The sequence below is a fragment of the Haloarchaeobius caseinilyticus genome (assembly GCF_051207395.1).
In the GTDB taxonomy this organism is placed as follows: Archaea; Halobacteriota; Halobacteria; order Halobacteriales; family Natrialbaceae; genus Haloarchaeobius.
This window is the reverse complement of sequence record NZ_JBPJZC010000003.1, coordinates 447486-473611: the sequence shown is the minus strand read 5'-3', so window position 1 is coordinate 473611 and position 26126 is coordinate 447486. Positions and strand designations below refer to the sequence as shown.

Sequence of the window (26126 nt, the reverse complement as noted above, 5' to 3'; positions counted from 1 at the left end):
ACCAAGGCGTTCCGGGTCGGCGGGCTGCGCCCGTTGGCCCCGCAGATTCGTCAGTCGTACCGGCCGGTCTCCGCGCCGCAGTTGTCACAGGAGAACACGACACCGCCAACCGTCTGCTCGGCGATGGCCGGTGTACGCTCCCCACATGCGGGGCACTCGCGTCGGAGGTCAGTCGGCCCCTGCTCGCGTGGTGCGCCGAGGGCGAGCACGCCGAGTCGGTCGTCGCCACGGTTCCAGCCGCGCTGCCACTCGCCCGGGGCGAACCGAATCAGTTCGCCGGTCTCGACCGACACCTCGCCGTCTTCGGTGTCGAACGTCGCCGTCCCCGTCAGGACGTAGAACACCTCCTCTTGCTCGTGATGGCGGTGGTAGCAGTAGCCGATGCTCTCACCGGGAGCGCGTTCGTGATAGTTGAGCGCGAGGTTGGTCGTCCCGAGGGCGTCGGAGAGACCGTGGAAGACGCGCGGGTCGGTCGACTCGCCGACCAGTTCGTCGAGTGCAGTTTTGTTCATCCCTCAGAGGTTCGCCCGCGGCGGCGAAAGCGTTCTGGTCGTTGCTGCCGCGGACGACGCGCGTAAGGACACGGCGAACGACCCAGCGGCGACAGGCCCAGACACGGCGCAGCAAGCCAGACTGTACGACCGTGAAGGAACGTCGATGTCTGCACCTGACAGCGATGTCACCTGGTACTGTCGGCGTCCGCGAGCGCTTATTGCCCTCCCGTTCCTCGCATCGAACGACGCGGCGGAACACCGATTCCGCCGAACTCGCTACACCCCCGAGAGACATCCATGTCAGAGAAATCGACCTACCTCACCGAAGTCGACGCCGACGAATCGTACGACGAACTCCCCGACGACGAGACCATTGACGAGACGGTTGAAAACCTCGAAGCGCGCGGCTTCGACGTGGTCGTCGTCGACAGCGCCGACGAGGCGCTCGAAACCGTGACAGCCCAGATTCCCGCCGACGCGTCGGTCATGAACGGACACTCCACGACGCTCGAAGAGATCGGCTTCGTCGACTACCTGAACGAGGGTGACCACGACTGGGAGAACCTCGCAGGACAGGTCTGGAACATCGACGACGACGCGGAGCGAGACGCCTTCCGCCGGACGGCCCAGACCGCGGACTACTTCCTCGGGAGTGTCAACGCCATCGCGAAGTCGGGCGAACTCGTCGCCGCCGACGCGTCCGGGAGTCGCATCGGCGCGTATCCATTCGCCGCCGGCAACCTCGTGCTGGTCTCCGGCGTCAACAAGATTGCCGAAGACCTCTCGGCCGCGATGGCCCGCGTCGAGGAGTTCGTCCTCCCGCTCGAAGACGCCCGTGCGCAGGAAGCCTACGGCGTGGGGTCCGTCGTCGCCAAACAACTCATCTACCGCCACGAGACCGAAGAAGGCCGAACGACGCTCGTCCTCGTGAAGGACGACCTGGGCTACTGAGTCGAAGGTAACAACGACCGGATAGAAACTCGTCCCGGTCGCCGCAGCGGGCTCGGTTACCCCACCGCGCCAGCTATCTCGTCTGGCACCCTATCTTCAAGTTAGTGAAACCTATCGTCCAGCAACCGCCTTCTCGTCTGGGTGGTCGATGAGACACGGCCCGTCGCGTACCGACGACGCGATTCAGTTCGAGCCTGCAGACGACGCCCGCGACCCGATGGTCCGACTGTTCACCGAGTACGGGCGCGAGGACGGCTGGCTGTTCGTCCTCGGCGTCGTCACGAGCGTCATCGCCCGGTTCGTCGGGCTCGTCCCACCGCTGGTGCTCGGTGTGGCCATCGACGCGGTGTTCGACCTGAACGCGGACGTTCCGTATCGACTGCCGCTCGTCCCGCAGGCGTGGATACCGACCGACACCGTCGCGCAGTTGTGGCTCTCGCTCGGACTCATCGTGAGTGCGTTCGTCCTGAACGTCGTCTTCGGTTGGACACAGGGTGTCAGTCTCTCGCTGTTCTCGAACCGCGTCCAGCACCGCGTTCGGACCGACACGTACCGGGCGATGCAGGGCCTCGACATGGCCTTCTTCGACGACAAACAGACGGGACAGGTCCTCTCTGTGCTGAACAACGACGTGCGGAACCTGAAGCAGTTCCTGAACGGGACGGTGTCGAGCGCGTTGCAACTCGTCGCCAGCGTGGTCGGTATCGCCGCGATGCTGCTCTACCTCAACTGGCAACTCGCGCTGGTCACGCTCGTCGGCGTGCCACTGCTGGCCGGGTTCACCGTCTGGTTTATGCGGACGATTCGACCGCTGTACCGCGCACTCCGTTCGAGCATCGGCGACCTGAACACGCGACTGGAGAACAACCTGAGCGGAATGGAGGTCATCAAGACGGCCAACACCGCCGACTACGAGGACGGCCGCGTCACGGACGCCTCGCGGGACATCTACGACCGGACGTGGGCCGTCGTCAAGCTGGAGTACCTCTATCAGCCCGGGATGGACCTGCTCGCCGGCCTCTCCTTCGCCGCGACGTTCGCCGTCGGCGGCTATTGGCTCGTCACCGGGCAGACCAACCTCCTCGTCGGGGAGTTCATCACGTTCCTGTTCATGACGCAGCGGTTCGTCGACCCGCTGGCTGGGACCGGCCGGTTGGTCGACGCCTACGAGAACGCCCGTGCCTCCGGCGAGCGAATCTTCGGCCTGAAGGACCTGCCCGTCGCGGTGGGCGAGCGTGAGAACTCAGTCGTCGTAGACCCGGAATCTGTCCGTGGCCGCGTCGAGTACGACCACGTCGACTTCACCTACGACACCGGTGAACAGGTCCTCCACGACGTGACCTTCACCGCGGAACCGGGCGAGACGGTCGCCTTCGTCGGCCCGACCGGTGCAGGCAAATCGACCGCCGCGAAGCTCTTGCTCCGGTTGTACGACGTGGACTCCGGCGAGGTTCGCGTCGACGGTCACGACGTGCGTGACCTCTCGCTCGACAGCCTGCGCGAGTCGGTCGGCTACGTGAGTCAGGACGTGTTCCTGTTCGACGGAACCGTCAAGGAGAACGTCGCATACGGGAGTTTCGACGCCACCGACGAGGAAATCGTCGCGGCCGCGACCGCCGCCGAAGCACACGAGTTCATCGAGAGTCTCCCAGACGGCTACGACACCAGAATCGGGGAGCGCGGTGTGAAGTTGTCTGGCGGGCAGCGCCAGCGCGTCTCGCTTGCGAGGGCGATGTTGCAGGACCCTGCGATTCTGGTTCTCGACGAGGCCACCTCCGCGGTCGACACCGAGACCGAACTCGCGATTCAGCGCGCACTGGACCGACTCACCGAGGACCGGACCACCTTCGTCATCGCCCACCGACTCTCGACGGTGCGCCACGCCGACCTGATTCTGGTCGTCGACGGCGGTCGCGTGGTCGAACGCGGTGACCACGACGAACTGGTCGCAGAGGGAGGACTGTACGCGACACTCTGGGGCGTGCAGGCGGGCGACTTCGACGGCGCAGTGTCGGAAGAAGCGAGGCAGTTGTTGTCGGACGGCGACGGCGACGAATCGCTACGCTGAATCGTCGTTCTCGTCGCTTCCGTCGCCCCCGCCGGTTGCGAGCATCTGCAGGGCGTTGCTGATTTTCGAAAGAACCTGTTCCATCCCCTCGATACCGTGGCGCTCGGCGAGATACGTCGGGTCGTTGTACGTCACGTTGACAGCGCCGTCGGCACACCAGACGACCAGCTTCTGCGGGAGGTCGATGGCGACGCTTCGGGACTCCTGCATCAGTTGCGTGCCGATGGCGGGATTGCCGAAGATGAACAACGTCGTCGGCGGCAGGTCCTCGTCGACGGACTCGGCGTTGGCGGCGTGGTCGACCGTCGTCATGAGCGTCAGTGGACTCTGGTCGATGCGGTTCTCGATGGCGTCGACGGTGGCCTCGAAACTATCGTCACTCTCGACGGTGACCAGGCCACTCTCTGCGAGCGTGTCGAGTTCGGCTGCTCGGTCGTCGAGTGGTTCGTCGTCGCCGGAACCAGAGCCAACCCGACCGGCGGCCGCGACGCCGCTGGTCGCACCGAGGCCCGCCACGAGACTCGCAACTTTCATGAACTGTCGCCGGTCGGTCTGGTCGTCTGCCATGTACGCGTCTTCGGCCGCCAATTGTATCAATCAACTTAAATTCACGGTTTCGAATGATATCGGTCGTCGCCAAAGCCGCGCCGTCGCAGTCGCGTCGGACCGCTCACAGCCAACCGCGCAGCACAGCGCCGAACCCGGCTGCCCCGACGCCGAAGGAGACGATACCACCGATGCCGGTGAGCGCGAGGCCGCCATTGATGACGGCCGCGACGAGCAACGGTTTCAACCAGCCGTCGTCACGCCCGACCAGTCGCTCCGCGATGGCGAGGAAGGCGATTGCCGCCCCGATGGCCCAGACGAGTGCCGCCACGAGCAGCAGCGGAATCGCGAGGAAGACGCCGATAATCGTGATGACGAGCAGTATCGTCACGACGAAGAGTCCGAGGAGCAACACGATACCGTAGATGAACGAGCCGATTGGTTCACCGGCGACGCGGCCCATCATCTTCTCCGTGAACTCGGGTGCCAGTGCGACCAGTATCGCACCGACGAGCAGCGTGGTCAGGAAGGCACCGACGGCACCGCCGAGCAACCCGAAGGTCGGGTCGAGGTTGACAGAGACGTTCGGTCCATCCGTCTGGAGGAACAACCGGGTGAGGTCGTAACTGTACATGAGTACTACTGGTCCTCTGTGGAGAAAACGGCTCGTCTCAGTCCATCTCACCGAGGTTCTGCAGCGTCTTCCAGTCCGTTTCCGTACTCGACGAGTGCGACGACTGCAGCACCGACTGCCCCGCTGACGAGCAGCCACGTCGTCTGGGCAGCAACCTGTGACTCGGTCGTGACGGCGACCAGATGCGAAACGGCCGCGAACCCGAGACACCCGAGGGCGAAGACACCAGCGCGGTTCATGTCCGAACGTTGAGACAGCACGCTGATAAAGATTGGTCCCACCCCCGGCCTCCTCGACTCGCACACAGGACGCTGACGAGTCGTGACAGCCCGCCAGAGCCGGAATCTTGAAACGATAGTCTGCTGAGGCGTTTGCATGGACCGGAAGCTGCGGCTGTCGCTGGTGGTGCGCATGGCCGTCGCCGTGGTCACACTCGGCGTGTTTTCGGTCGTCTACGCCGTGTTCACGGGCGTCGTCATCACGGCGATACTGTCGGGCGTCGTCGCGTGGATCGCGATCCACGCTGTCGACGCCGCGATGTCGATTCCCCGACTCTCGGCCGCCCTCCCACTGCCGGACTGGTCGTCGGTCCTCTTCGCCGTCGGCTCACTTGCACTCTTCTGGTGGACTCTCCGATACCTGAAAGATGGACTCGGCCGTAGCCGCAATCCAGAGTACGACCCCGACGCCTTCGGTGGCTACGCCGACGATGTCTACGACTTCGCGAATCCCGAGTACGAGGCACCGCCCGTCTGGAAGCGGGTGGGTGTCCTGTTCTGCTTCCTCGGGAGTCTGTACGAACTGGTCGTCGAGTCCATCGTCGCCGTCGAACTGGTCCTCACCAGTCTCTTCACCACCCCGCAGTTAGTCGTCGGTCTGCTCGCCCTCGGCTTCCTGCTCGGCATCCGATTCTTCGTCCGCGGCGTCAAGGGAACGATACGGTCGCTGCAAAAGCGGACCATCTCGGACGCGGTTCCCGCCGACGAGGTCGACCCGAACCTCGATGGCACGATCGGCAGACTCGCTCGACAGGCGAACGTGCCAGCACCGACGGTGCAGGTCACACCACGCCAGCGACCCGAGGCGTTCACCATCGGCTCCGGCCCCGATGCACTGCTCGTCGTCTCGCAGGGCTTGCTCGACGTGCTCCCCGACGACGAACTCGAAGCCGTTCTCGCCCACGAGGTCAGCCACCTCGCGAACGGCGACAGTCGGGTAATGGCTGCCGCGCTCGCACCCATCGTCTACGCCGAAGAACTGTTCGAATCGGATAGCGCCGACTTCACAGACCTGTTCTTCATCGTGCCCCGAACGATTATCTACCGCATCGGACAGTTCGGCGTCGCGGTGCTCTCGCAAGGCCGCGAGTGGGCCGCCGACGCTGGCGCGGCGGAACTCACCGGCTCGCCGTCGTCGCTGGCGAGCGCGCTGGTCCGACTGGACGACAGGCACAGCGTTCCCACGCAGGACGTTCGCCGGGCGACGGACGCCTTCGCGGTCCTCGACGTGGTGCCGCCGACCGGTCCCGCTGGCCACGACTGGCCGTTTCGGACGCATCCACCGACGAGGGCGCGGGTGGCGCGGTTGCAGCGGTTGGCTGACGAGATGGAGTCGGCGTGAGGAAATGCGGCGAGAACCGACCGTTCTTTAAGTCGTTCTGGTCACAACGGCTCACAGTGAAGCATTCTACGGGCGTCACACTCGACGAGCGACTGCTGTTCCTCAGGTGTCGAAAAAGGGATCTGCGACCGCCCGCTCTCAGCGCAGGAACCCGAGTACCCGATAGTCGTGGTCCGGTTTGTACCGCCGGAACAGCAGACTGTTCGCGAGCACGGACACCGACGAGAGGGCCATCGCTCCTGCTGCGAGGGCCGGTTGCAACAACCCGAGTGACGCCAGCGGAATCATCGCGGTGTTGTAGCCGAGCGCCCAGAACAGGTTCTGCTTGATTTTCGAGAGCGTCCCCTCGGAGACCCGGATAGCCTTCACCACGTCCCGCGGGTCGTCGCGCATCAGGGTCACGTCGGCGGCTTCGATGGCCACGTCGGTCCCGGAGCCGATGGCCGTGCCGACGTAGGCGGTGGCGAGTGCGGGCGCGTCGTTCACGCCGTCGCCGACCATCATCGCCTTCGTCCCATCCGATTCGATGTCCTCGACTGCGGCGGCCTTGTCGTCGGGCAGGACGCTCGCCCGGACGTTCTCGGGGTCGATACCGACCTGTTCGGCGACGGCGCGGGCCGTGCGCTCGTTGTCGCCGGTGATCATGTGGACTGAGACGCCGCGGTCGCGCAGGGCCGTGACGGCCTCCTTCGAGGACTCTTTCACGGTGTCAGCGTCGGCGACGACGCCGACGACGCGTTCGTCTACTGCAACCAACATCGCCGTCTTCCCGTCGGATTCGAGCCTGTCCATCGCGTCGCTGGCTGGCTCGGGGTCGATACCGGCGTCTTCGAGCAGTTTCCGGTTGCCGACCCGGACCTCACGGCCGTCGACCGTGGCGACGATACCCTGTCCGGGGACGTTCTCGAACTCCTCGGCGTCGGCGAGGGCGATATCGCGCTCTTCGGCCCCTTCGACGATGGCCTGCGCGAGCGGGTGCTCGCTGTTGCGCTCGGCGGAGGCGGCCATGCGCAGGACGAACGCCTCGTCCACGGTTTCGGGCGCTGCTTCGGTCGCACCGGCGCCGTCTGCCCGCTTCTCGTCGACGACGACCACGTCGGTCAGGCGCATCTCACCCGTGGTGAGCGTGCCCGTCTTGTCGAAGACGACCGTGTCGACGTCCTTGACGCGCTCCAGCACGTCGCCGCCTTTGAACAGCACGCCGTTCTGTGCGCCGATGGTCGTCCCGACCATCGTGGCCGCGGGCGTGGCCAGACCGAGGGCGCACGGACAGGCGATGAGCACCGCCGAGGCGAACACGACGATGGCGAACTCCTGTGCGCCGATGCTGGCCGGGCCGCCCAGGATGACGCCCCACAGCGGGAGCGAGTCGACGAAGCCGGCCAGTGCCTCGGGCGCGAAGTACCACACAGTGCCCCAGAACAGCGCGTTCAGGATGACCGCGGGGACGAAGTACGCCGAGATGCGGTCGGCGAGACGCTGAATCTCGGGCTGGCGGGACTGGGCCTCCTTGACCGTCTGGACGATTTGCTGGATGGCGGTGTCCTCGCCGACTTTCGTCGCTTCCACGACCAGCACGCCGTTCTCGTTGATGGTCGAGCCGACGACTTCGTCACCGGGTTCTTTCGACACCGGGACGGACTCGCCGGTGACCATCGACTCGTCGACGGCGGACTCGCCCTCTCTCACTACCCCGTCGGTCGGAATCTTCTCGCCTGGGCGGACCTTCATGCGGTCGCCGACTTCAACTTCGTCGAGCGGGACCTCTCGCTCGTTTCCGTCCTCGTCGACGAGCGTCGCGGTGTCGGCCTCCATCTCCAGCAGCGAGCGCAGGGCCGCGCTGGCCTGCCCTTTCGAGCGGGCTTCGAGGTAGTTCCCGAGCGTGATGAACACGAGGATGAGCGCGGCCGTGTCGAAGTACAGCCCCGCGCCTTCGACGCCGAAGACGAGGACGGCGAGGCTGTAGACGTACGCCGTCGACGACCCGAGCGCGATGAGTACGTCCATGTTCGCCCTGCGGTTCTTCACGAGCGACGTGTACGAGTTGACGTAGAACGGCTTGCCGAGCAGGTACTGGACCGGCGTCGCCAGCGCGAAGGCGACCCAGCCGAGACGGAGTTCGGTGCCCGGAACCGTCTCGGGCAGGAGGCCGGGCGCGAAGAAGTGCTCCAGTAGCATGAGCAACAGCGGCGTGGCGAAGGCTGCGCCGATGAGAGTCAGGCGCTTTTGTTTGCGAATCTCGTCCTGGCGGGCGGTCTCTCTGGCGTCGTCTTCGTCTTCGCCCTCCTCCTCGTGGACCGGCGTGTAGCCAGCGTCTTCGATGGCCGCGTCGATGTCGTCGCGGGAGACCTCTCCCGGAAGGTACTCGACGGTGGCCTCGTCGGTGGCGAAGTTCACGTCCGCGCGGACGACGCCGGGTAGACGCTCCAGCGCCTCGGCGACGCTGTCGGCGCAGTTCGCGCAGGACATGTCGGTGATCCCGACGGTGCGTGATTGCGAGACGGGGTCGTACCCCGCGTCTTCGATGGCGTCGAAGACGGCCGCGAGTGAGGTCTGAGCAGAATCGTAGGTGACCGTTGCCTCGTCGGTCGCGTAGTTCGCGTTCGCGTCGGTGACCCCATCGAGCGACCGGAGGGCGTCCTGTATCGTGCCCGCACAGTTGGCACAGGACATCCCCCCGACGTCGAAGGTGACGGTGCGTTCTGGCATCTTATCTGTACCTATGGGGTACTCGTTCAACCGGGTTGTGCTTCAGAAATATGGGGACAGACGCGGGCTGAATTTTGGAACCGAAAGCAGTATTCGTGATTCGCGCTCGACTCAGGTTCCGGCTTCCAGTCGGTCGTACCGGTCGCGAAAGCGTGACTCGCAGGACGAACAGCAGAAGTTGTACACGTCGTCGCCGACGCGGGCCGAGACGCCCTCGCTCGTCACCGTGTTTCCACACTCGGCACAGTCGAGGGCGAACTCGGTGCCGCCGAGGCTGGGCGACCACGACACGTCGGAGAGCAGCGTCACGTCGAGGTCACGAACGAGCGTCGTGTCGGTCACGGACACCAGCCAGCGGTCCACCGCCCGGTCGGGCACCCGGGCGTGAAACGTCACGTCGCCCTCGGCGCTCGTGAAGACGTGTTCGACCGCGTCGGCTTCCCGCAAGTCGTTCCGCACCGCGTCGGCGGTTCCCGGTTCGAGTGCGAGTTCGCACAGCACCGGCGTCCCTTCGCGGAGTTGTGAGCGGTCTACGTCGACCGTAAACCCGCGGACGACGCCGACTTCCTGCAGACGTTTCACCCGGTCGGAGACGGCCGGGCCGGAGAGGCCGACTTCGTCGCCGATGGCGGCGAACGAGCGACGGCCGTCCTCGGTCAGTAATCGGAGAATCTCCATATCAGTCTCGTCGAGGTCGCGCATAGGTGGGTCTCGACCCCGAAGACCAAAAGTCTCGTTGGCTTCGTAGTTTGGAACCGAAAGCTGGGTTGCCTGTGGTGTCGTGACCGACCCCGGAGAGACGGGCCAGTGCCGAGGGCCTACTGCCGCGACTTCGCCACCGCGAGAGAGGTGAAAAAGCCGTAGTAGGCCACGAAATCGGCGGCCAGACAGACTGGTACGCCTACGAGGGCCCTTGCAAGACTTCGAACAAGAGCGACACGAGCGTCTCCCACGCGAGCGCGAACGCGAGGTCGACGGCCATCCCCGCGTCGTGTTCGCGGGTGTGGGGGTGTGGTTCCGAATCGCGGCAGCGCGGCCGGCCCGCTCGTGGTCGGAGACGGGACACCGACGAGGGGAACACACAACCGGTCGACATGGCTGCGGAACTGCGATATCCGTCACGTGCGTACTGGTTCCATGAAGGTATTCGAGACGCACCTGCCGGGCGTTGGCAAACGCTACACCATCTCGTTCCCGACCGGCGGCGAGTTCATCGTCGTGTTGCACACCGACGGGCGCAGACAGACCTTCTGGCGAGAGGAGGACGCAGCCGACAGCCAAGAACTGTTCGAGACAACCGAGTCACAGGCACGCAAGCTCGCCGAGATATTCGACGGAACGTACTTCGACGGGGACGACCACCTCGAAGAGGCACTGGAGAACGCGCGGATCCGCTGGGTGAGCGTGGGCGAGGATTCACCGGTCGCGGGGCAGACGATTCGAGACACCGGGGTTCGGAGCCTGACAGGGGTGTCTATCATCGCCATCCAGCGCGGCGAAGCCACTCTCTCGAACCCGGCCTCGGACACCGACATCCGGGCCGGGGACGTACTCGTCACCGTCGGGTCGGACGAGTCTCACGACGAGTTCGCCCGTCTGCTCGCCGGGAGCTAGGTTCATCTGTCAAAGAGACCGATATGGTACCGTGGTCGAGCCGAACCTCCTCTTCACTGCCGGCCTCGTCTTCTGTCTCCTCGCCGTCGGAGCGGCGGCCGCACTACGGCTCCGCCAGTCCGTAATCCCCGCGTACATCCTGCTCGGGATACTCATCGGACCGTCCGCGCCCAGAATCGGCGGCGTCTCGCTGACGCTGCTCGACGGGCCGTCCCTCGTTCGACTGCTCGCGGAACTGGGCGTGGTCTTGCTCCTGTTCTTCGTCGGGCTGGAGTTGAGCCTCGACCAGCTCACCTCGAACCGACTACAGTTCCTGCGTGCCGGGGCCGTCGACGTCGGTATCAGCCTTCCACTCGGTGTCCTCCTCGGGCTCGCGTTCGGGTTCTCGCTACTGGAGACCGGCTTTCTGGCCCTCGTCGTGTTCAACTCCTCGACGGTCGTCATCGCGAAGTCGCTCATCGACCTCGGGTGGGTGGTCGACCCGGAGAGCCAGGCCATACTCGGCGTCATCGTCATCGAGGACGTTCTCACGGCGCTCGGATTCGCCGTCCTGTCCGTGTTCCTCCTCGGCGGGGCGGATGTCGGGGCCATCGCGCTCTCCGTCTCCCGGTCTGTCGCGTTCCTCGTCCTCTTGCTCGTGGCGGCCTACGTGGGAGCGACCCTGCTGGAACGCGCCTTCGGGACGAAGTCGACGGAGGTGTTCCTCTTGGGAGTCCTTGGGCTCGGCGCCGTCGTCGCGGGTGCGGCCCTGATGGTCGGGGTCAGCGAGGCCGTCGCAGCCTTCGTCGTCGGGACGGCCTTCGGCCGGACCCCGCACGTCGAGCGCGTGGAACGACTCGTCGCGCCCATCCGGGACCTCTTCGCCGCAATGTTCTTCTTCGTCATCGGGCTCCAGACGAACCCGGCCGCGTTGTTCGAGACGGGTGGGTTCGTCGCCATCGCCGTCGTCATCACGGTCCTCGGGCAACTCGTCAGTGGCTACCTCGCCGGGCGTGCCTACGGCCTGGACCGGTCCCGCTCTGTCAGGGTCGGCTGTGCCCTGACACCCCGTGGTGAGTTCTCGCTGGTCATCGCCGCGTTCCTCGCGACCGCGGGGACGACAGTCGTCCTCACCGAGACGATTCCGGCGTTCACCGTCGGCTACGTCCTCGTGACGAGTATCCTCGGGACGGTTCTCATGCGCCACAGCGAACTGGTCGACAGGTTGGTGCCCGTGTTCACCGGCAGGAGCGACAGCTAGCCCGGCCAGTACGTCGAGCAGCGCGGTTCGTTCGATGGCGAAAACGGAAGAACAGGGGAACTACTGCCGCGACTTCGCCACCGCCAGCGAGGTGAAAAAGCCGTAGTAGGCCACGACACCGGCGGCCAGACAGAGCTGGTACGCCCACGACGGCCCTTGGAGGACTTCGAACAGAAGTGACACGAGCGTCACCCACGCGAGCGCGAACGCGAGGTCGACGGCCATACCGTTGCGGTTCTCGCCGACGTGCGCACGGACTCGGTCGGCCAGACTGCTCGCGGTGGTCGCGTCGCTACTCATCGTCGGCCTCCCGTCGCTGGTCCACGACGAGGACGGGCCGGTCGGTCTCGCGCAGGACGTGTTCGGTGACGCTGCCGAGTATCGCCCGGGTGACGCCGGAGCGACCGTGACTGCCCATCACGACCATCCCCACGTCGAGGTCGTCTGCGGCGTGTGAGATGACCGTCGCGGGCCGCCCGGCGCGGAAGTGTTCTTCCGCGACGAGGCCGAGCTCGCGGGCCTGCTCGGCGACCCTGCCGGTGGCCGTCCGCGCCTTGTCTTCCAAGTCTTCCATCTCGCCGAACTTGCCGTTCTGGACGCGCTCGACCTGTTCCGGGCCGAGCGTGATACCCATCGAGGTGGTGTCTACGACGAAGAGGACGTGGACTTCCGCGTCGTAGAGTTCGGCCAGTTCGAGCGCCTTCTCGACGGCGGCATTCGCCGTCTCGCTACCGTCCGTGGGGATGAGGATTCGTTCGGTCATGGTTAGTCGTCTGCGGGGCTGTTACCGCCCGAGTTGCTGTTGACTACCTGTTCTGCGGACTCCATGCGCTGCATTGGTTCGGGGCTGTGACACTGGCGGACCAGCATCTTGATGTCCTCCGGCGGGTCGTCGGTCGCCAGCGAGACGCCGACGATGACGAGGAAGACGATGGGGACCGCGACGAGAGCCGACGAGGTCGCGGGGATGATGTTCGCGAGCGCCGGCGAGAGCGTCTCGCCGTCGATGAAGCCCACGTACTTCGGCAGGACTTCGTTGATGATGCCGAACAGCGAGAAGCCGAGGCCGGTGAGCATCCCGGCGATGGCCCCCTTCCGGTTGGTGTTCTCCCACCAGAGACCGAGGAAGAACACCGGGAACAGCACGGAGCCGGCGATGGCGAACGCCATACTGACGAGTTCACCGATGAGTGCCGGCGGATTGAGTGCGACGGCGGTCACGAGCACACCGAGGGTGACGATGGTCGCACGGCCGACGAGGAGCTGCTGGCGCTGGGTCGCGTCCTCGTTGATGATGTTCGTGTAGATGTCGTGCGCGGCGGCGGACGACGCGGCGATGAACAGTCCGGCCGTCGTCGCCAGCGCGGCGGCGACCGCACCTGCAGCGACGAGGCCGACGAGCCACTGCGGCAGTTCCGCGAGTTGGGCCGTCAGGACGACCAGCACGTCGGACTGGGTCCCGGTGAACAGCGCGTCACTCGGACTGACACCGGACTCCTGGGCGAGGATGCCACCGAAGGCCGCGTAGGCGGCGGTGCCCCAGTACAGGAGACAGATGAAGAACAGCCCCCAGACGCAGGACCAGCGGGCGGTTCGTTCGTTCTCGACGGTGTAGAACCGGACGAGGACGTGCGGGAGGCCACAGGTCCCGACGATGAGGGTGAACGCGGTCGCCACCCACACGAAGTACGAAGCGTTGGCGAACGGTGCGGAGAACTCGGCCGAGAGCTGGTTCGCGACGTAGGTCGCTTCGTTCCCGAACTCGATGTAGGGCAGGACGGTCGAGTAGCCCTGCGCCCAGCCGACGGCGTACAGGCCGACGAGGAACGCGGCGATGAGGATGACGTACTGGACGGCCATGTTCTTCGTCGCACCGAGCATCCCGGAGAGTGCGACGTAGACGATGGTGATGCCCATCAAGAGGATGACGCCGTTCGTGTAACTCGTCCCGAACAGGTAGATGGACATCAGGCCCATCCCGCGGCCTTGTCCGACTGCGTAGACGAAGCCGATGAGGATGGTCGTGAACGCGGCGATGGCGCGCGCGCCGTCGGAGTAGAACCGGTCACCGACGAAGTCAGGTGCCGTGTACTTCCCGAAGCGGCGGAACTGTGCGGCCATGAAGATGAGCAGGATGAAGAACCCGGCCGTCCAGCCGACGAGGTAGGCCAGGCCGTAGTACCCGCTCAGACCGATGAGGCCAGCCACCCCGAGGTACGAGGCAGCGGACATCCAGTTCGCGCCGATGGCCATCCCGTTCTCCAAGTTCCCGATGGAACGTCCGGCGACCCAGAGGCCGTCGGTGTCGGCCACGCGGAACACGTAGCCGATGCTCAGGAACAGGAGCAACATCCCGGCGGTGATGAGCGCGGGAACGGTCTTGAACCCGGCGTCGAGGCCGGTCTCGCCCATCTGGAGGAACACGTCCTCCATCACAGTTCTTCACCCCCATCGGCTGCGACGGCCTGTTCGGTCTGCTCTTCGACCTCGTCCTGATGCTCGATACCGTACTTGTCGTCGAGTGCGTCGCGCTGTCTCGCGTAGACGACCGAGAGGAGTAGTGCTCCCGCCGGCGCGCCGATGGCGGTCAGGAAGAAGTGCAACTGGAAGCCGATGACGGTCGTCTCGGTCATGAAGCCCGGTGCGATGGCGGTCGCGGTCACCGGGCCGAAGACGAACAGCACCCACGCGATGAACGTCCCCCAGACCACCTTCAGGTGGTCGCGCATGAACGGAGTCGCCGGCTTGAGGATGTGTATCTTCTCGTCCAGATAGTCGGTGTTGCGTTCGCGCGCCGCCGCACCGCCGTCGGTGCGGAGCGAACTGTCGTCGGCCGTGTCGGTGGTGTCGTGCGTGTCGTTATCTGTCATGGTTCGTGTCGAGTGTGTCGACTCGGTCGCGTCGCTGTCGTCTGAAAAATCGGTTGGCTGGCGGTGCTCAGTCGTCGCGGACCTTCGCGGCGATCTCCTCGACGATGTCCGGGTTCCGAAGCGTCGAGGTGTTCCCCAACTCGTCGCCGTTCGCCACGTCTTCGAGCAGGCGGCGCATAATCTTGCCAGAGCGCGTCTTCGGCAGTTCGGGCGTGAAGACGACGGCTTCGGGCCGAGCGATTGGCCCGATTGCGTCTTCGACGCCCTGGATAATCTGCTGGCGGAGGTCGTCGTCGCCCTCGTAGCCGTCTTCGGTGATGACGTAGGCGTAGACCGCCTCTCCCTTCACGTCGTGCTTCCCGCCGACGACGGCGGCTTCTGCGACGCCGGAGACGCCAACGATTGCCGATTCGATTTCCATCGTACCGAGGCGGTGACCGGAGACATTGATGACGTCGTCGACGCGGCCCAGTACCGTGATGTAGCCGTCGTCGTCTATCTTTGCACCGTCTTCGGGGAAGTACACCCAGTCGTCCGGGTCGTCGCTGTCTACGTCCGAGTATTCGCGCCAGTACTCGTCGATGAATCGCTCGTCGTTCTGGTAGAGCGTCCGGAGCATGCCGGGCCACGGCTTCTGGACCGTCAGGTAGCCTGCCCGTCCGGGTTCGACCTCGTCACCGGCACCGTCGACGATTCGTACGTCTACGCCCGGGAGCGGCGGGCCAGCCGAACCGGGCTTCATGTCGCCGACGCCGGGGAGCGTGGTGACCATCATACCGCCTGTCTCGGTTTGCCACCAGGTGTCGACGACCGGGCACTCCTCGCGCCCGATGTGCTTGTAGTACCACTTCCACGCCCGCGGGTTGATGGGTTCGCCGACGGTGCCGAGCAGACGCAGGCTGGAGAGGTCGTGCTTCTCGGGGTACTGCGAACCCCACTTCATGAACGCGCGAATCGCGGTCGGGGCGGTGTAGAGCTGGGTGGCTTCGTACTCCTCGATTATCTCCCAGAGCCGGTCCTGTTCGGGGTAATCTGGCGTCCCCTCGTACATCATCGTCGTCGTCCCGAGCGCGAGCGGGCCGTAGACGATGTAGCTGTGGCCGGTGATCCAGCCGATGTCTGCCGAGCAGAAGTACGTGTCTTCGGGCCGGATGTCCAGCACGGACTGTGAGGTCCACGCCGCCCACGAGAGGTAGCCCCCCGTGGTGTGCTTGACGCCCTTCGGCTGGCCGGTCGTCCCCGAGGTGTACATCAGGAACAGCATGTCCTCGGCGTCGCGTTCGACCGGGTCAACTTCCGCGCCCGCGTGGTCGGCCACGAGGTCGCCGTAGTCGTGATGGTTGTCGGCCATCGGATGGTCGTACACGTCGCCGAGACGGTCGACGACGACTACGTCGGAAACGTCGTGTTCGACGCCCGCGAGGCCGTCGTCGACCTTCTCCTTGTGGTCGAGGTAGTCGCCGCGGCGGTAGTACCCGTCACAGGTGACGAGGTACTCGGAGTCGGCCGCGTTCATCCGTGTCGCGAGCGCGTCGGCGGAGAACCCGGCGAAGACGACCGAGTGGGGCGCGCCGATGCGGGCACACGCGAGCATGGCGATGGGCAGCTCGGGTACCATCGGCATGTACATCGTCACGACGTCGTCCTCTTCGACCCCGAGGTCGCGGAGTGCCGCCGCGAATTCGTTCACCTCACGGTGGAGTTCCTCGTAGGTGTAGCTCCGGTCGGCCTCGTCGACCGGTTCACCGACCCACTCGATGGCGGTCTCGTCGCCGCGCTCGGCGAGGTGTCGGTCGAGGCAGTTCGCGGAGGCGTTGAGCGAGCCGCCAGTGAACCACTCGAAAAAGGGCGGGTTCGAGTCGTCTAAGACGGTGTCGTACTCGTCGTCCCAGTCGAGCAGGTCGGCTGCCCCCTCCCAGCACTCCGGCCAGTTCTCCTCGAACTCGTCGTAGATGCCGTCGTCCGAGACGTTCGCCTGCTCGACGAATTCCGCCGGTGGTTCGAACCGCTCCTGTTCTGCGAGTCGTGCTTCCAGTTCGACGTCCGGACTGTCCTCTGACATGGTTCGAGTTCACAAGGTGCAGGGCTCCGTATAAGTACGCCAGCTAATTATCCTACTAATCAGAAAAATGGTGATAGAATCGTTCTCTGTGCCGATTCACCGACTCTCCGACGACGGACGCAGTCGACCCCACTGCCGTCGTTCGTCAGCGACGCTAGACAATTAGTGTCTTCTATCGTGTACAAGGTGTGCTAGTCCCTCCTTATTGGTCGACCGGCCGCTCGGTGTCGTCGAACACGGCAGTCAGGACCTTCTGCTGGGCCTTCCGCAGGTGGTTGTGGAGCGTCGGCGACGAGATGCCCATCGACCCGGCGAGGTCTTCGGCGGTACTGCCCCGCGGCCACTCGAAGTAGCCCGCGAGGAACGCCGCCCGCAACACCGACCGTTGCTTCTCTGTCAGGTCGTCGTGAACGACTCGCTGGACTCGCGCCGACGTGTCCACCGGCTCTTCGACCTCTCGCTTCGACAGCAGTTCCGCGTCCGGGAACGTCTCGGTCACCGTCTCGACGATGGCGCGCACGTCTGTCCCGGCGGAGAAGACACTCTCGACGCGTGCGGCACCACCGTCGACCACGAGCGACCGGACGGCTCCACCGCACTCGACCAGTGTCGGCCCCAGCGCACCGTCGCCGACGACGAACTCGAACAGCGACCGGTCGCCGTAGTCCCGGACGAGTCTGGCGGCCTGGACGGCGTCGGCGGCGTCAGCTTGTGCCAGTACGTCCTCGGCACTCGCGCCCTCGACCGAGACGAAGTGGAGCAACGAGCCTGCTTCGACGGGGACAACGCCGTCGACCTCGATTCGGCTGTCGAGTGCGGTCGCACAGTCGACGAGGAACGACGCTCGGTCCGGGCAGCGGAACGTGAGTTCGACGCCGGTGTCCGCGAGCAGCAATCGCTTTCGCTCGACGGCCGTGAGCGTGCGTCCGATTCGTCGCCCCACGTCCGTGAGCAGGCGTCGGGTGAGGTCGTCGACCGTGCTGGTCGCAACACAGAGCAAGCCGTGGACCGTCTCGCCTGCACGGAGCGCGACCACGCACAGAGGCTCCGTCGTTGCACCTGTGTCGGTCGCTGCCCCTCGATGGACCACGGCGTCGGTCGTTCCCGCAGACAGGGCAGACAGCGCGTCGGTCTCGGCGATGGCGGCAGCAATCGACGCCGACGAGCGTGTCGTCGTTCCCGCCTGCGCTCGCGGTTGGCCGCTCTCGTCGCAGACCCACACCGCGGTAAAGCAGTCGGTGAGCGCGTCACAGGCGGCTTGCTCTACTTCTGCCTGCGTCGAGACGGTGGCGAGGGCCTCGCTTACAGATTCGACACAGTCGACGAGGGCTTCGAACCGACGACTGGGCGTGTCGGCGGTGGCAGTCGTGGGCGCGGTTGGCGCGGTGGAGTCGCTGGCGTCGGCGGCAGCAGTCGCGTGTCCCCGGCCCTGAACGGGTACTGGTTGGCTGTGAGTCGGCTGTCGAGTGTCCGTCCGAACCGGCGTCTCGCTTCCGAACGCGTCGAAGATGTCTGTAACCGTCGGATTCGACAGGAACGGGTCGAGACTTTCGAGGCTCTTCCAGCCACCGACGGACCGGACGACGGTCGGGTCGACGCGGGCTTCGTTGAGTAGTCGATGCGCGAAATGTCGCCGTAAATCGCGTGAGGACACCGACTGCAGCCGTGTCGACTCGGTCCGGCTGGCGACCGTCGAGACGAGCATCTGGAGTCGTCGCGCACCGACGGCGAACAGTTCTTCGTCGGGAGTGCGCCCCTCCGCGTTGGTGAACTTCTGCAAATCGTGTGCGACCTCGCTGGGGACGTAGGCCAGCCGAGTCGGGGGCTTCGGACCCTCACCTTCTCTGACCGTGAGCAGATAGTGCGTCTCACCCTGCCGGGCACGTCGTTCGAGGTCACCCGGCCGGAGTCGCGCCATCTCGGCCGGGCGAAGGCCGACCAGTCCGGCCAGCGAGACGACGAGGTCTTCGCGGTACGTCGTCGCCGCGTGGCGGAGTGCGTAGAACTCGGCCGTGGTCAGTTCGTCACCCATCGCGTGTTTCGCGTTTCTCGGAGAAGACGAATAAATATTCGGCAGTAGTTCGCAAGGACTCGCGTAAAAACGTCGGCAGTGGCGGTGATTCCGCTGTCTCGCATTTCGGACACACGACGAAGCCCGAAACCGCGACGACTTACTCTTCGACGAGTGACTCCAGTTCGCCGACGACCTCCGGATTGCGGAGCGAACTCGTATCGCCCGGCTGTTCGCCGTTGGCGATCGCTTCGAGGTAGCGACGGAGAATCTTGCCCGACCGGGTCTTCGGGAGCGCGGCAGTGAAGGTTATCTCGTCGGGCGTCGCGACCGAGCCGATGTCGGCCTCGATAGCCGCCCGAATTCGTTCGCGTAACTCGTCGGTGCCGGCGACGTTCGCCGCCGGGCTGACGTAGGCATGGACCGTGTTGCTCTCGCGCTCGTCCACGCCGCCGACGACGGCGGCTTCGGCGACGCCCTCGACGGCGACGATGGCCGACTCTATCTCCGACGTTCCCAGTCGGCGCTCGCCCACGTTGACCACGTCGTCGAGTCGGCCGAGAACCGTCACGTAGCCGTCGGCGCTCACCACGGCCCCGTCACCGGTCCGGTACTGCCAGTCTGCCCCCGTCGGAAGCGAGACTGGCTGGCCGGGCCACGGCTGCGTGACGACCAGTTGGCCGGACTCGCCGTCGGGGACTGGGTCACCAAACTCGTCGACGACCGCGACCTCGATACCGGGCAGGGGCTTGCCGACGGTTCCCGGGCGCATCTCGTCGACGGCCGGGAGTGTCGAAATCATCATCCCGCCGGTCTCGGTCTGCCACCACGTGTCGACGATGGGGCACTCGCCGCCGCCGACGTGTTCGTGATACCACTCCCACGCGGTGGCGTCGATGCTCTCGCCGACGGTGCCGAGCAGGCGCAGGCTGGAGAGGTCGTGTCTGTCGGGGAACTCGCCGCCCCACTTCATGAACGCCCGAATCGACGTGGGTGCGGTGTAGAACACGTCGACTGCGTGGTCTTCGATGACTTCCCAGTAGCGGTCCTTCTCCGGCGGGTCTGGCGTCCCTTCGTAGAGGACCGTCGTCGCGCCGAGCGCGAGTGGTCCGTACACGACGTAGGAGTGACCGGTAATCCAGCCCACGTCGGCCGTACACCAGTGGGTGTCGCCCGCTTCGAGGTCGAGGACGGCGTGGCTGGTCCACGCGACGTGCGAGAGGTAGCCGCCAGTCGTGTGTCGAACCGGCGTCGGCTCGCCGGTCGTCCCGGACGTGTAGATGTAGAACAGCAGGTCGTCCGCCTCGCGCGGGACTGGCTCGACCGTGCACCCCTCGAACTCCTTGAGACAGTCGGCGAAGGTTCGATGGTCGCCCGTCGTCCCCGAACCGAGTCGTTCGAGGACGATCTGTTCGACCGATTGTGGAACCGAGAGCCGCGCGTTGTCGGCGGTGCTCTGGAGGTCGACGGCGTCCCCGCCGCGGTAGTAGCCGTCGCAGGTGACGAGCAGTTCGGAGTCGGTGTCTGCCATGCGGGTCGCCAGTGCGTCGGCGGAGAAACCGGCGAAGACGACCGAGTGCGGTGCGCCGATGCGGGCACACGCCAGCATCGCCACGACCAGTTCCGGGACGACCGGCATGTACAGCGTGACAACGTCGTCTTCTTCGACGCCCAGGTCGCGCAGGGCGGCGGCGAAGGCGTTCACGTCGTGGTGGAGGTCGGCGAACGTGTACGTCCGCGTCTCGCCGAGTTTCCCCTCCCAAACGAGGGCCTCGTCGTCAGCCCGACCGGCGGCGACGTGTCTATCGAGACAGTTCACCGACGCGTTGAGTCGCCCACCGGGGAACCAGCGAGCGCCGTCTCTCGCGTCGAAGACGGTATCGCACGGTCGTTCCCAGGTCAGCAGGTCTGCTGCCCGCTGCCAGCACTCGGGCCACTCGCGCTCGAACGCGCGGTCGATACCCGAGTCGACGACGTTCGCCTGTTCGACGAACGTCGTCGTCGGGGACCGTGCTGCACTCCGTTGGGACTCACTCCCGTCCGCCATTCGTCTCGGACTTAGGGAGGTCCGCGCAATAATCGTTCGGCTCTCCAGTGGTCCTTACCAGAGGACTCCGCCGCGGACGATGAGGACTGCGACGACCAGCAGCGCCACTGCCACGATGCTCGCACCGTAGAGGAAGGGTTTCGCCTCTCTCGCGGGCGTCCGAACTTTCCGCTGGTCGAAGCCGTCGGCGAGTTTGCTCGCGGCGACCTCACACAGACCGGTGAGGACGAGCCACAGTCCGAGCATCGTCAGGACGAGGTGGCCGCGCGGACTCCCGAACAGTGAGATTCCGTCACCGCCGCCGACGGTGTACAACGTCCCGGCGAGGTGGCCACCGGTCACGAACATGACGAGCGCCGAAGCGCGCGTCACCCACCGGAACTTGCCGACGACCGTCTGCATCGGGTCGGCGTTGACGGTCCCGTCGAGTGCGGTCGGAAGCACCGCGAGGGTGAGAAACAGCACACTCCCCGCCCAGAACGACGCGAAGACGCTGTGAGCGGTCCGCATCACGAGGTCGAGTATCTGCATCGCAGTTGCCATACGCGGCCGGTGTGACGGGACCGGAGTAAACGTACCTATTCCGCGTCGGCGGTGCAGTCACGACAGAGCAACTCGATAGTCGCCGTCTTCGACCCGATGACCGTCTCTAAGTCGTTGACCGGCCGGGTCTCGCCACAGCCCTCGCAGTCGGCCATCGGCTGGGACACGTCACCGAGTAAGGAGTCCACGTCGAAGTCGTCCGCCTGTCGGCTCTGGGACTCAGCTGCTGTGTCCGACTGGGCGGGCGTTTCCGACTCTGCCCTCGCCGCCTGCTCGGCGTCGGTGGCAGCGTCGAAGCCGGTGTCGGTGTCGAAATCGGTTTCGAGTTCACTGTCGAGGACGCGAGAGAGGGCGTCAGTGAAGAATTCGGCCGCGAAATCGTCGGGGAGTCCGGCGTTCCCGTACAGTGTCGTGACGAGGTCGTCGTGCAGTTCGTCCGGTGAGAGTCCTTCGTGGCGGGCGACCGCGGCGAGCGCGTCGGCTTCCCGGTCGTCCCGGCCACGGAACGTGGTGGGGTCACGAACGTATCTGTCGACGACTGCACGGAGACGACGGCGAACGACGGGGTCGGCCCCCCAGCGTGTCGGGAAGGCGTCGTCGATGCGGCGGTCGCGATCGTCTTCCGGCGCGGCGGTCCACTCGCCGACACCGTCGTCTCCGCCACTCGCGGTCGACCCGTCGACCGGACTGGCCCGACTGACCGACACCGGGTCACCGATGGCCGCCGCGTCGCTGACTCTCCCTGTGTCGGTCGATGTCGACCGGACCGAGTCCGCCGCCCCCGGGTTTCGTGGTGGCTCCAGTCGGTCGGCTGCGAGGTCACAGAGCAGGGTCAGACTCTCCTGTGCGGAGGTCGGCTCGTAGCCACGACACTCGACGAACAGACGGTCGATCTCTGCGGCCACCGTGTCCGGGACCGTCAGTTCGACCTGTTCGGTAGGATTCTCGTCGTCGTGACCATCCATCATCACATTGCTGGACAGCCACCCGTATAAATTTCACTGAAAAGTTCTGGTAAACATCGGTGCTTACCGTTGAGCGTCCAAGATACGTCGGCCGTGATAGCGGGAGAATCGCGCCGCCGCGACGGGGTGCCCGGGCTGTGTGGGGAATACCGTTATACCGACGCGGTGTGAAGAACGGCCGGACTCGGCGCAATCACTGCCTATGTGGAGCAGAAATCGACTCAAACTGTTCGCCCTCGCACTGGGTATCCTCCTCGTGGGGACGACCCTCGTCTCACCGACGGTCACGACGCCGGTCGCCGACCCGCCCGGCGAGCAACTCGTCCCGCTCGGCGAGAGCGAGACAGCCGTCTGGCCCTACGTCAGTCCGGCACAGACATTCCAACGGCGGGCGAGTTCGGTCAACGTCGTGGTACAGGGCGACGCCGATCGGGTTCGCGAGCAACTCCAGTCCGGCGAGGACCCGTGGAACACGACGAACGCAGCGTTCACCGAGGACGAAGAGAGCGACCGCGTGTTGGCCAACCAGACGAACGTCACGTGGTCGGACGCGCTCGGCGCGAAGCGCTACCTCTACTACCGAAACGCCAGCGGCGGCCAGTGGGCTGCACAGTCGTATCAGTTGCAGCGGGGCGACTACTTCGGCGGACAGTACCACGTCCGCGTGTACGGCATCGAGGGTGAAGACGCGAACTGGACCGTGATGCAGGCGCACGCCGAACACTGGGACTGGTTCACGCTCACGCACACCGTCGACAGCCTCGAAGAAGCCCGTGGCGATATCGAAGCCGACTACATGACCGAGAACCGGAGCGAACGCGTCCGGCGGGTGTTCTACGGCAACGGCGACCGCTACGACCACGACGGCTGGTCGACGGTCGTCTACCTCTTGCTCCTCCCGGCGGTCGGCGCGGTCACCGCACGAGCGAACGCCCGGCAGGCGTTCGACCGACTCTGGACGCGGCGTACTCGACACCGAATCGCGCTGTTCCTCGGCGTCCCAGCAGTCCTCCTCGGCGTTCGATTCGCCGGCATCACGCTGGAGAACCTGCTGTCGGTGCCGCCGGACGCCATCGTCGCCGTCTGCTATCCGATACTCGTCTTCGGCGTGCCAGGCGTCGCCTACTACGTCGGGAGCAGACTCGACCCGGTCGACGGGTTCCTCTTCGCCAGCCTCGGCCTCGGGACGGGCATCGTCGTCGACTACGGACTCATCGGCATCTCGGTGTTGCCCATCGAACTCGTCCTCCACCGCGTGGGCTGTGTCGTCGCCATCGGCCTCGTCGCGGCCGGTGCGACCCGCCTCGACGAGTTCGACTTCGACGCACGACTGCTCGTCGGTGTGGCGCTCTGGGCGGTGTTCGTCGTCTCGGCGCACGTGGTCTGACTTTTTGTGTACGGGGTGAGAGGAAGGACGCATGAAGGGTCTCCCTACAGGGGTGGCTTCGTGACACCCAACGGCAATCACGTTCGCCGCATCGCGACGACGGAACTCCGCCGCGCGGTCAGGGTCATCGTCGGCAACCGGATACAACTCGCGTCCATGGGTCTCGTCGCGCTCATGTTCGGGGGGCTATCGCTCGCCGCAGGCTACGGCTTCTCGTTGCTCGGGGAGGAACTCCTCGCCGGTGGGTTGACCGACATCCCCATCGGTGGCGGTGTCGTCGGGGCCGCTCGTGGTGTCATCGGCCTCGCGTTCGTCGGTATCTTCGTCATGAGCGTCGTCCGAACCGTCGCCAAACGGGCGACCGTCGACGAACCGGCCTCGCTGTTGCTCGCGAGTCGTGTCCGGGACATCGTCCCCGCGTTCGTCCTCGCCGAAGTCGCCGGCTTCGTCATCTGGCTCGTGGTCCCCATCACGGCCGTCGTCGTCGGTTTCGCCTACGGCGCGCAGGCACCGCTCGTCGCGCTCGTCACGCCGGTTGTCTTCCTCGGTGTGGCCCTCCCCGCCGTCTACCTCGGGTTCTTCGTCGGCTTGCTGGTCCACTACCTCATCACGCGCTACCCACCGCTGGCCAGACATCGAACGGCACTGATCGCACTCGCTGGCGTCGCGTACTTCGGCCTCATCTTCACGGGTGCGTTCAACGACCTGACAGGGGCGCTGTTCGAACCGATGCAGTCCTCGCCGCTGTCGTGGTACGCCGACCTGCTCTTACTCGGCGCGCCGAACGTCTCGGTGTCGGTCGCCCGTATCGGTGCGGCCGTCGCAACGACGCTCGTTGTCGTTCCGCTCGTCCACGTCGCGTCGGTCCGCGTCGCCGACAACAACTGGTTCTCAGACCCAGCGCGCGACGACGACGAGGACACTGGGCCACGGTACGAGTCCGACCGCGACGGGAGCCTCGCGACTCGCCTCCTTCGCCCGCTCGACCGGCCGACCCGGGAAGTCGTCCGCATCGCGTGGATTCGCACCCGTCGTGCCCCCATCAAACTCCTCTACCTGCTCTACCCCCTGTTCGCGTTCATCGCGCCGTTGCAGGAAATCATCCAGACCGGCGACGTGCCGGCACACGTCCCGTTCCTGCTCGCGGCCTACGTCGCGTGGGGCACGGCGATGGCGTTCACGCTCAACCCGCTCGGCGACGACGGCCCGGCGCTGCCCTCGATGCTCACCTCACCGATGACCGGCCGACAGTTCATCACCGGCCACGTCCTCGCCGGGGCCATCGTCGGCGTGCCAATCGCGGTCGTCCTCGTCGGCGTCTCGACGGCTATCAGTCCGCTCGTCGACGACCCGCCGATGGCCGCCGCCGCGCTCGCCGTGGGCGTCCTCGGCAGTATCTTCGGGCCGCTACTGGCTGCCGGTTTCGGCATCGCGTTCCCCCGCTTCGGGAGCGTGAAAGTCGCCGGCAACAGAAAAGCGGTCGTCCCCAGCAAGAGCGCGATGCTCGTGTTCTCGCTCGCACTCGCGGCCGTCGGTGCGGCGGCAGCGTTGACCTTCGAACCCGCCATCCGTGAACTGGCGGCGCTCGTCGTCTCCCTGGGCGTCACCTTCTTCACGCCGTGGGAACTGTCGGTCGCAGCGTCGACGTTCCGCCCCATCGGCATCGCCGTCCTCGCGCTGGGACTCGCGTCACCGGTCGCGTCGTACGTCTACGCCGTACGGACGTTCGAGAACTACACCCTCACCTGAGCGCTCCGGCCCGCCGGCGCGCTTCCTTCTCAGCGGAACTGCTCCGGCGTCAGTTCTGGTAACCGTTTTCGAATCGCCGTGTAGAACAGCGAGACGGCCAGTCCCGCGAGGACGAGTCGCTGCACCCAGCCGTCGAACACCAGCAGGCCGGGCACCGCGAGGAGTGCCCCGACGACGAAGTCCTCTGGCGCGCCGTCGTACCGGATGTATCGCCGCGGAGCGACCCACCGCTTCCACGGGTGGACGTACACACCGTGCGGCGAGGTCGCCTCCCACGGCCGGAGTTCGAGGCCACCGCCGAGCACGTCGCTCGCTGAGTGTATCGCGGCCGCAGCGAGGAACACGGCGAGACCGACCGTCGCCGCTGACGGCCAGAGGACCGCCGCAATCGTGGCCGGAACCGTCGCTACCGAGTACCAGACCGGGAAGTGCAACGTCTTACGGTGGACCGCCGCGAGGTCGAAGTCGGGGAAGGTCCCGCCCGCCAGCCCCGCGAACGCCGCGACGATGCCGAACTCGGGCGCGACCGCGTTCACCGCGACGGCCAGAAGGAGTCCCACGAACGCGTGGGTGGTCGCCATCATTTGCAAAAGCGTACGTTTCACCGAGGCAAAAC

24 protein-coding genes are annotated in these 26126 nt (G+C 65.8%); 7 read left to right on the top strand and 17 right to left on the bottom strand.

The genetic code is table 11. The features are described 5' to 3' along the window. Positions 1 to 50: 50 nt before the first annotated feature. Positions 51 to 512, bottom strand: a complete 462-nt coding sequence (locus tag ACSC1P_RS14945; RefSeq protein ID WP_435360993.1) for a cupin domain-containing protein — start codon at positions 510 to 512, stop codon at positions 51 to 53. A 279-nt stretch (positions 513 to 791) separates the two neighbouring features. On the opposite strand from ACSC1P_RS14945, the gene ACSC1P_RS14940 reads away from it, so the two are divergent. Continuing rightward, positions 792 to 1445 (top strand): lactate utilization protein, encoded by a 654-nt coding sequence (locus ACSC1P_RS14940; RefSeq protein ID WP_435360992.1) that lies wholly within the window; start codon positions 792 to 794, stop codon positions 1443 to 1445. 217 nt (positions 1446 to 1662) lie between these two features. Further along, on the top strand, positions 1663 to 3513 hold the full coding sequence (locus ACSC1P_RS14935) for an ABC transporter ATP-binding protein (protein WP_435361513.1): 1851 nt from the start codon (positions 1663 to 1665) through the stop codon (positions 3511 to 3513). Here ACSC1P_RS14935 and ACSC1P_RS14930 read toward each other — a convergent pair. The 3 genes from ACSC1P_RS14930 to ACSC1P_RS14920 all read right to left on the bottom strand — a co-directional run bounded on the left by ACSC1P_RS14930 (position 3505) and on the right by ACSC1P_RS14920 (position 4932). Continuing rightward, entirely contained in the window at positions 3505 to 4080 is a 576-nt protein-coding gene (locus tag ACSC1P_RS14930; RefSeq protein WP_435360991.1) for a DUF302 domain-containing protein, read from the bottom strand. The two genes, ACSC1P_RS14935 and ACSC1P_RS14930, sit on opposite strands and share 9 nt — an antisense overlap. A gap of 103 nt (positions 4081 to 4183) precedes the next feature. Beyond that, positions 4184 to 4693 carry a DUF8173 domain-containing protein gene (locus tag ACSC1P_RS14925; protein WP_435360990.1) on the bottom strand — a complete coding sequence of 170 codons (510 nt, stop codon included), beginning with the start codon at positions 4691 to 4693 and terminating at the stop codon, positions 4184 to 4186. 47 nt (positions 4694 to 4740) lie between these two features. Beyond that, on the bottom strand, positions 4741 to 4932 hold the full coding sequence (locus ACSC1P_RS14920) for a hypothetical protein (RefSeq protein ID WP_435360989.1): 192 nt from the start codon (positions 4930 to 4932) through the stop codon (positions 4741 to 4743). 136 nt (positions 4933 to 5068) lie between these two features. Between ACSC1P_RS14920 and ACSC1P_RS14915 the strand changes: the two genes are divergently transcribed. Beyond that, entirely contained in the window at positions 5069 to 6313 is a 1245-nt protein-coding gene (locus ACSC1P_RS14915; RefSeq protein WP_435360988.1) for a M48 family metallopeptidase, read from the top strand. Between the two features lie 138 nt (positions 6314 to 6451). Here ACSC1P_RS14915 and ACSC1P_RS14910 read toward each other — a convergent pair whose 3' ends face one another. From ACSC1P_RS14910 to ACSC1P_RS14900, 3 genes are all read right to left on the bottom strand, one after another. Continuing rightward, positions 6452 to 9022 carry a heavy metal translocating P-type ATPase gene (locus ACSC1P_RS14910; protein ID WP_435360987.1) on the bottom strand — a complete coding sequence of 857 codons (2571 nt, stop codon included), beginning with the start codon at positions 9020 to 9022 and terminating at the stop codon, positions 6452 to 6454. A gap of 111 nt (positions 9023 to 9133) precedes the next feature. Beyond that, positions 9134 to 9724 (bottom strand): AsnC family transcriptional regulator, encoded by a 591-nt coding sequence (locus ACSC1P_RS14905; protein WP_435360986.1) that lies wholly within the window; start codon positions 9722 to 9724, stop codon positions 9134 to 9136. Positions 9725 to 9923: 199 nt separating this feature from the next. Further along, positions 9924 to 10118 (bottom strand): DUF8119 family protein, encoded by a 195-nt coding sequence (locus tag ACSC1P_RS14900; RefSeq protein ID WP_435360985.1) that lies wholly within the window; start codon positions 10116 to 10118, stop codon positions 9924 to 9926. A gap of 41 nt (positions 10119 to 10159) precedes the next feature. Here ACSC1P_RS14900 and ACSC1P_RS14895 point away from each other — a divergent pair, with 41 nt between their 5' ends. Next, on the top strand, positions 10160 to 10636 hold the full coding sequence (locus ACSC1P_RS14895; protein WP_435360984.1) for a cation:proton antiporter regulatory subunit: 477 nt from the start codon (positions 10160 to 10162) through the stop codon (positions 10634 to 10636). Positions 10637 to 10667: 31 nt separating this feature from the next. Next, the gene (locus ACSC1P_RS14890) at positions 10668 to 11876 is read left to right on the top strand and encodes a cation:proton antiporter (RefSeq protein ID WP_435360983.1); all 1209 of its coding nucleotides are present in this window, start codon (positions 10668 to 10670) and stop codon (positions 11874 to 11876) included. Between the two features lie 60 nt (positions 11877 to 11936). On the opposite strand, the gene ACSC1P_RS14885 is transcribed toward ACSC1P_RS14890, so the two are convergent. The 9 genes from ACSC1P_RS14885 to ACSC1P_RS14845 all read right to left on the bottom strand — a co-directional run bounded on the left by ACSC1P_RS14885 (position 11937) and on the right by ACSC1P_RS14845 (position 22377). After that, the gene (locus ACSC1P_RS14885; RefSeq protein WP_435360982.1) at positions 11937 to 12176 is read right to left on the bottom strand and encodes a DUF8119 family protein; all 240 of its coding nucleotides are present in this window, start codon (positions 12174 to 12176) and stop codon (positions 11937 to 11939) included. Further along, positions 12169 to 12639 carry a universal stress protein gene (locus tag ACSC1P_RS14880; protein ID WP_435360981.1) on the bottom strand — a complete coding sequence of 157 codons (471 nt, stop codon included), beginning with the start codon at positions 12637 to 12639 and terminating at the stop codon, positions 12169 to 12171. The genes ACSC1P_RS14885 and ACSC1P_RS14880 overlap by 8 nt, the downstream gene beginning before the upstream one ends. A gap of 2 nt (positions 12640 to 12641) precedes the next feature. After that, entirely contained in the window at positions 12642 to 14309 is a 1668-nt protein-coding gene (locus ACSC1P_RS14875; RefSeq protein WP_435360980.1) for a sodium:solute symporter family transporter, read from the bottom strand. After that, on the bottom strand, positions 14309 to 14746 hold the full coding sequence (locus tag ACSC1P_RS14870) for a DUF4212 domain-containing protein (protein ID WP_435360979.1): 438 nt from the start codon (positions 14744 to 14746) through the stop codon (positions 14309 to 14311). Before ACSC1P_RS14870 ends, ACSC1P_RS14875 begins: the two co-directional genes overlap by 1 nt. A gap of 67 nt (positions 14747 to 14813) precedes the next feature. Then, a complete protein-coding gene (acs, locus tag ACSC1P_RS14865) occupies positions 14814 to 16808 on the bottom strand; it encodes an acetate--CoA ligase (RefSeq protein WP_435360978.1) in 1995 nt (664 codons plus the stop codon). 202 nt (positions 16809 to 17010) lie between these two features. Then, positions 17011 to 18840 carry a bacterio-opsin activator domain-containing protein gene (locus ACSC1P_RS14860; protein WP_435360977.1) on the bottom strand — a complete coding sequence of 610 codons (1830 nt, stop codon included), beginning with the start codon at positions 18838 to 18840 and terminating at the stop codon, positions 17011 to 17013. A gap of 139 nt (positions 18841 to 18979) precedes the next feature. Beyond that, the gene (locus ACSC1P_RS14855) at positions 18980 to 20866 is read right to left on the bottom strand and encodes an acetate--CoA ligase (protein ID WP_435360976.1); all 1887 of its coding nucleotides are present in this window, start codon (positions 20864 to 20866) and stop codon (positions 18980 to 18982) included. A 54-nt stretch (positions 20867 to 20920) separates the two neighbouring features. Continuing rightward, positions 20921 to 21397 carry a transporter gene (locus ACSC1P_RS14850; protein WP_435361512.1) on the bottom strand — a complete coding sequence of 159 codons (477 nt, stop codon included), beginning with the start codon at positions 21395 to 21397 and terminating at the stop codon, positions 20921 to 20923. Positions 21398 to 21444: 47 nt separating this feature from the next. Next, positions 21445 to 22377 (bottom strand): hypothetical protein, encoded by a 933-nt coding sequence (locus ACSC1P_RS14845; protein ID WP_435360975.1) that lies wholly within the window; start codon positions 22375 to 22377, stop codon positions 21445 to 21447. Between the two features lie 199 nt (positions 22378 to 22576). On the opposite strand from ACSC1P_RS14845, the gene ACSC1P_RS14840 reads away from it, so the two are divergent. Both ACSC1P_RS14840 and ACSC1P_RS14835 read left to right on the top strand, forming a co-directional pair. Further along, complete coding sequence (locus ACSC1P_RS14840; RefSeq protein WP_435360974.1) at positions 22577 to 23761, top strand: hypothetical protein; 1185 nt, start codon at positions 22577 to 22579, stop codon at positions 23759 to 23761. A gap of 60 nt (positions 23762 to 23821) precedes the next feature. Next, a complete protein-coding gene (locus ACSC1P_RS14835; protein ID WP_435360973.1) occupies positions 23822 to 25510 on the top strand; it encodes a hypothetical protein in 1689 nt (562 codons plus the stop codon). Between the two features lie 29 nt (positions 25511 to 25539). Here ACSC1P_RS14835 and ACSC1P_RS14830 read toward each other — a convergent pair whose 3' ends face one another. Then, positions 25540 to 26094: a metal-dependent hydrolase gene (locus ACSC1P_RS14830; protein WP_435360972.1), complete on the bottom strand. Its 555-nt coding sequence runs from the start codon at positions 26092 to 26094 to the stop codon at positions 25540 to 25542. Between the last annotated feature and the right edge of the window lie 32 nt (positions 26095 to 26126).

What these genes read in the sequence shown, in the direction of transcription:
- ACSC1P_RS14945 (WP_435360993.1), bottom strand. Translation starts at nt 512, where the DNA reads ATGAACAAAACTGCACTCGACGAACTGGTCGGCGAGTCGACCGACCCG.
- ACSC1P_RS14940 (WP_435360992.1), top strand. Translation starts at nt 792, where the DNA reads ATGTCAGAGAAATCGACCTACCTCACCGAAGTCGACGCCGACGAATCG.
- ACSC1P_RS14935 (WP_435361513.1), top strand. Translation starts at nt 1,663, where the DNA reads ATGGTCCGACTGTTCACCGAGTACGGGCGCGAGGACGGCTGGCTGTTC.
- ACSC1P_RS14930 (WP_435360991.1), bottom strand. Translation starts at nt 4,080, where the DNA reads ATGGCAGACGACCAGACCGACCGGCGACAGTTCATGAAAGTTGCGAGT.
- ACSC1P_RS14925 (WP_435360990.1), bottom strand. Translation starts at nt 4,693, where the DNA reads ATGTACAGTTACGACCTCACCCGGTTGTTCCTCCAGACGGATGGACCG.
- ACSC1P_RS14920 (WP_435360989.1), bottom strand. Translation starts at nt 4,932, where the DNA reads ATGAACCGCGCTGGTGTCTTCGCCCTCGGGTGTCTCGGGTTCGCGGCC.
- ACSC1P_RS14915 (WP_435360988.1), top strand. Translation starts at nt 5,069, where the DNA reads ATGGACCGGAAGCTGCGGCTGTCGCTGGTGGTGCGCATGGCCGTCGCC.
- ACSC1P_RS14910 (WP_435360987.1), bottom strand. Translation starts at nt 9,022, where the DNA reads ATGCCAGAACGCACCGTCACCTTCGACGTCGGGGGGATGTCCTGTGCC.
- ACSC1P_RS14905 (WP_435360986.1), bottom strand. Translation starts at nt 9,724, where the DNA reads ATGCGCGACCTCGACGAGACTGATATGGAGATTCTCCGATTACTGACC.
- ACSC1P_RS14900 (WP_435360985.1), bottom strand. Translation starts at nt 10,118, where the DNA reads ATGTCGACCGGTTGTGTGTTCCCCTCGTCGGTGTCCCGTCTCCGACCA.
- ACSC1P_RS14895 (WP_435360984.1), top strand. Translation starts at nt 10,160, where the DNA reads ATGAAGGTATTCGAGACGCACCTGCCGGGCGTTGGCAAACGCTACACC.
- ACSC1P_RS14885 (WP_435360982.1), bottom strand. Translation starts at nt 12,176, where the DNA reads ATGAGTAGCGACGCGACCACCGCGAGCAGTCTGGCCGACCGAGTCCGT.
- ACSC1P_RS14880 (WP_435360981.1), bottom strand. Translation starts at nt 12,639, where the DNA reads ATGACCGAACGAATCCTCATCCCCACGGACGGTAGCGAGACGGCGAAT.
- ACSC1P_RS14875 (WP_435360980.1), bottom strand. Translation starts at nt 14,309, where the DNA reads ATGGAGGACGTGTTCCTCCAGATGGGCGAGACCGGCCTCGACGCCGGG.
- ACSC1P_RS14870 (WP_435360979.1), bottom strand. Translation starts at nt 14,746, where the DNA reads ATGACAGATAACGACACGCACGACACCACCGACACGGCCGACGACAGT.
- acs (WP_435360978.1), bottom strand. Translation starts at nt 16,808, where the DNA reads ATGTCAGAGGACAGTCCGGACGTCGAACTGGAAGCACGACTCGCAGAA.
- ACSC1P_RS14860 (WP_435360977.1), bottom strand. Translation starts at nt 18,840, where the DNA reads ATGGGTGACGAACTGACCACGGCCGAGTTCTACGCACTCCGCCACGCG.
- ACSC1P_RS14855 (WP_435360976.1), bottom strand. Translation starts at nt 20,866, where the DNA reads ATGGCGGACGGGAGTGAGTCCCAACGGAGTGCAGCACGGTCCCCGACG.
- ACSC1P_RS14850 (WP_435361512.1), bottom strand. Translation starts at nt 21,397, where the DNA reads ATGCAGATACTCGACCTCGTGATGCGGACCGCTCACAGCGTCTTCGCG.
- ACSC1P_RS14845 (WP_435360975.1), bottom strand. Translation starts at nt 22,377, where the DNA reads ATGATGGATGGTCACGACGACGAGAATCCTACCGAACAGGTCGAACTG.
- ACSC1P_RS14840 (WP_435360974.1), top strand. Translation starts at nt 22,577, where the DNA reads ATGTGGAGCAGAAATCGACTCAAACTGTTCGCCCTCGCACTGGGTATC.
- ACSC1P_RS14830 (WP_435360972.1), bottom strand. Translation starts at nt 26,094, where the DNA reads ATGATGGCGACCACCCACGCGTTCGTGGGACTCCTTCTGGCCGTCGCG.